At 39.5% G+C, this 3,092-nt stretch carries 2 protein-coding genes and 1 pseudogene; all 3 read right to left on the reverse strand.

Going from position 1 to position 3,092, the window contains the following annotated elements:
• Nucleotides 1–127: transglycosylase SLT domain-containing protein (locus ACFIQE_RS09280; RefSeq protein ID WP_375701360.1), on the reverse strand; the 127-nt coding region annotated here is incomplete at its 3' end.
• A complete protein-coding gene (locus tag ACFIQE_RS09285; RefSeq protein WP_375707602.1) occupies nt 124–2,229 on the reverse strand; it encodes a glycine zipper family protein in 2,106 nt (701 codons plus the stop codon). The genes ACFIQE_RS09280 and ACFIQE_RS09285, both read right to left, overlap by 4 nt.
• Before the next feature lie 10 nt (nt 2,230–2,239).
• Nucleotides 2,240–3,092 (reverse strand): annotated as a pseudogene (locus tag ACFIQE_RS09290) (hypothetical protein); the annotation flags it as partial.

Here is a 3,092-nt window from a genome sequence, read left to right on the forward strand (position 1 = left end):
GATTCCTTGCATTCGGATTGCCTCCACTTTCCACTTGCGCAACACGGTACAAATAACTCTCTGGCAAACCATAACGCACTGCTGCTTGACGGATCGCTTGATTAACAGAAGGACTAGAACGGGTCATTTCGCGTACTCTATTGAAGCACTAGGACCTAACCCTTTTGCTACAGCTCTAGAAACAATCTTCAAGCCTTCATCCGTTATCACACCGGCTTTATGCCACTTCAAAGCACTTTGAATCAATTTGGCAATTTCATTGCGCTCCATTCCTTTAACGCCAAAAGTTGCTAACTTCGCTATACCGCGCTCTAGCTCTTGTCTTGCCCGTAGCGCCTCTGGAGCATTCGGGTGGAAAAATATGTTTCGTGCTAATTTTAAGCCTTGAGCTGGTATATCAGGAATACTATGTGGTACACGAACTCCATCAAAAAGAGAAACCTCAGGAGTGCCTTCAAATTTGCTAAAACCCTCTTTTGCTGCATCAGAATAGAATTGCTCCTGATCTACTGCCTTTTTAAAAGTAGAAAACCGTTCCGGTCCTATGGTCCTTTCAAGATTCTCAGACGCAAGATTTTGTTTTAAAAGTTTAGAAAATTCATTAATAGGGTCATCATTTTTTCTGAGTAAATCATCTAATGCATCTCTCATGCCCATCTGATAGGTATTATTTTGTTTTGTCCAATTCCCTTTAGAAAGATTTTCCTGAACTGCATCCCTTTCAAAACTCTTTTCAAGCTTTGTTCCAAGAGCTTGTCTACCTTCCTCAAAGCTATCTGCAAAGTTTTTGAATTTTGCCGCACTACCGCGTGCTGCTTTGTACGTAGGAGAGATTTCGTCCATTATTTTTACCAAATTTTGTTTGAGGACTTCGTATCCTAAAATCTTTTGGTTATCGCCATGTTTCTTACTTTTTTCGATTAAATCATCAAGAGACTGCTTAGTTTGATCTAATAACTCTATCGTAGGTTTATAGTTTATACTACTAAACCTTCTATCATAAAATCGTCTAGGATTTATACTGAGGGGGTGTTCCTCTAAAGTATTGACAGCTTCTTTAAGAGCTTTTTGAAACCCTTTATTTTCAAAAAGTTTATTAAGAGCCGGATAATACTCTCGTCCTATCGGCGTTTGCCTTGCTTGTTCATAAAGATGATCATGCGCTTCTTTCCCTTGCTGTTTAAGCGTCCTGCTTAAAGTATCGCTATGCTGGTATGGAACAATTGTCTGCTCCATCATATCATCAAGACGTTGAACAGAACCGCCTAATCTTTTCTCATGCGCTTGTTTCAAGAGATTATAAACATCTTCATTTGTTTTAGACGCATTCCACAAAGTCTGTCGTAGTTTTTCATTAATATCTGTCAAAAATACTTCGTGAGGTTCTGAACTAAGACGTTCCGTGATCTTTTGGGTTTTATTATCGTAAAGTTGCTTGGCAACTTCTCTCAAAGCTTTATTTGAAACCTCTTTACGAGCAGGATTAAAATAATTCCTTACAAGTGGAGGCGATTTTAAAGCATTTCCTAAACTACGAACTGCCTTAGAAATACCCATACCTCCTAAAGCAGCAACCGGCGTCAAAACTGCCCCACCAACACCACCGGCTAATGCCGAATTCACCGTATCATTGTAACCTTTTCCTGCACCAGAACCATGTAAAGCTCCAGAACCTGCCCCAACAATAGCTCCCCTACCTAAACTTCCTAAAGTCGAGCCTGCTCGCAAAAAATTTAATGCGGGAATACCCAAAGATGCTAATGTTGGTAAAATCGAACCAGCAATATAAGCACCAGAAGACAACCATGGATATTTTTTTTCTAAGGCTTTTAGGTAAGCGCGCTCCTTAGCTACCCTTCTATTATAAACCTCTTCTGCCTTTTTATCGCCGCTCCAATAATCCGTAAAACCTGCTTCATTGGCTGCTTGTATCTCATCACTATACCCTGCTGTCAAACCAGATATCCCATGACTCCTTAGTGCATCCGACCACGTAAGATCTTTATCATCAAATGAAAAATCTTTGAATGTTTCTTGAGTATTTGGAATATCTTGAACTGGACCAATTACTTCATATTTCCTAGCCCACTCAGGGAGACGTGATTTATCATAATCCTTAAGTTCAGGATAATTTGTTTCCTTTTGAACATCTTCAGCAATACCAATAACCTTATACTTTCTAGCCCATTCAGGAAGAAGTGACTTATCATAATTCTTAAGTTCAGACATGAAACACAACCTATTTTCTTATAGTCATTCTTTTACCATCGGCATCAATAACAATAAAATCTGCTCCTTTCGGTAAGGCTTCAATTTCTTCTGCACTTTTTACTACAGGCGCATTTGCACTATGTCCTTGCTGTGGAGCTTTAGAATGCGACTGTGAGGTAACCTTATCAACACTCTCTTGCGTTAATTCAATGCTGCTGTCTTCTAGCAATTTCAATACGTCTAATTTCATCTTAGCCAAAATCTGATGGATTTTTTTCAACCTAAACAAGAGCTCTTTATGACCCAAGTCGTACTTTATCTCTCCTAAATAGCTCTTTAAGATATCAAGCTCTCTTTCTGTAAGGTTACCAAAACCAGAAGCACCATTGCGTGAATACCGTCTCATCGTTTCTAAACGGTCAATACCTATACGGTTTTTAATGGAATCAAGCAGTGAACGCATATCACGGTGTTGAGGAACCTTAAAAGAAGCTTGCCAATCAGCAAGATTTCCCGTAGCCCAATCACCATTCTCTTCTATATAATTCATAAAACGTTCAATGTCATGGAGTGTATTACTACTGATAGCTTCACTATTTTTAAGATCTATTGTTTCTCGTAGGCGGTCCATTTCTTCTTTAGATCTAGCATCATAACCGCCGTTCACTTTTTGTAATAGAAAAGCATTCAATGCATCTTTATTCCCAGCCATGAACCGCGCCTCTTCTTCACTGTACCCTTTAGATTTTAGGTATTCGACGGTCTGATTAACCTGCCCTCTTTCCTTATCTCCTTCATTAAGATGCTTCACACCACTTGCAAGCGCATCCCACCCAGAACCGTCTGATGAAGATTCTGCCATACCTGCAAAAAGATCTTTG

It is taken from the genome of Bartonella sp. AA1HLJMS, from assembly GCF_042197445.1.
Lineage (GTDB): Bacteria > Pseudomonadota > Alphaproteobacteria > Rhizobiales > Rhizobiaceae > Bartonella.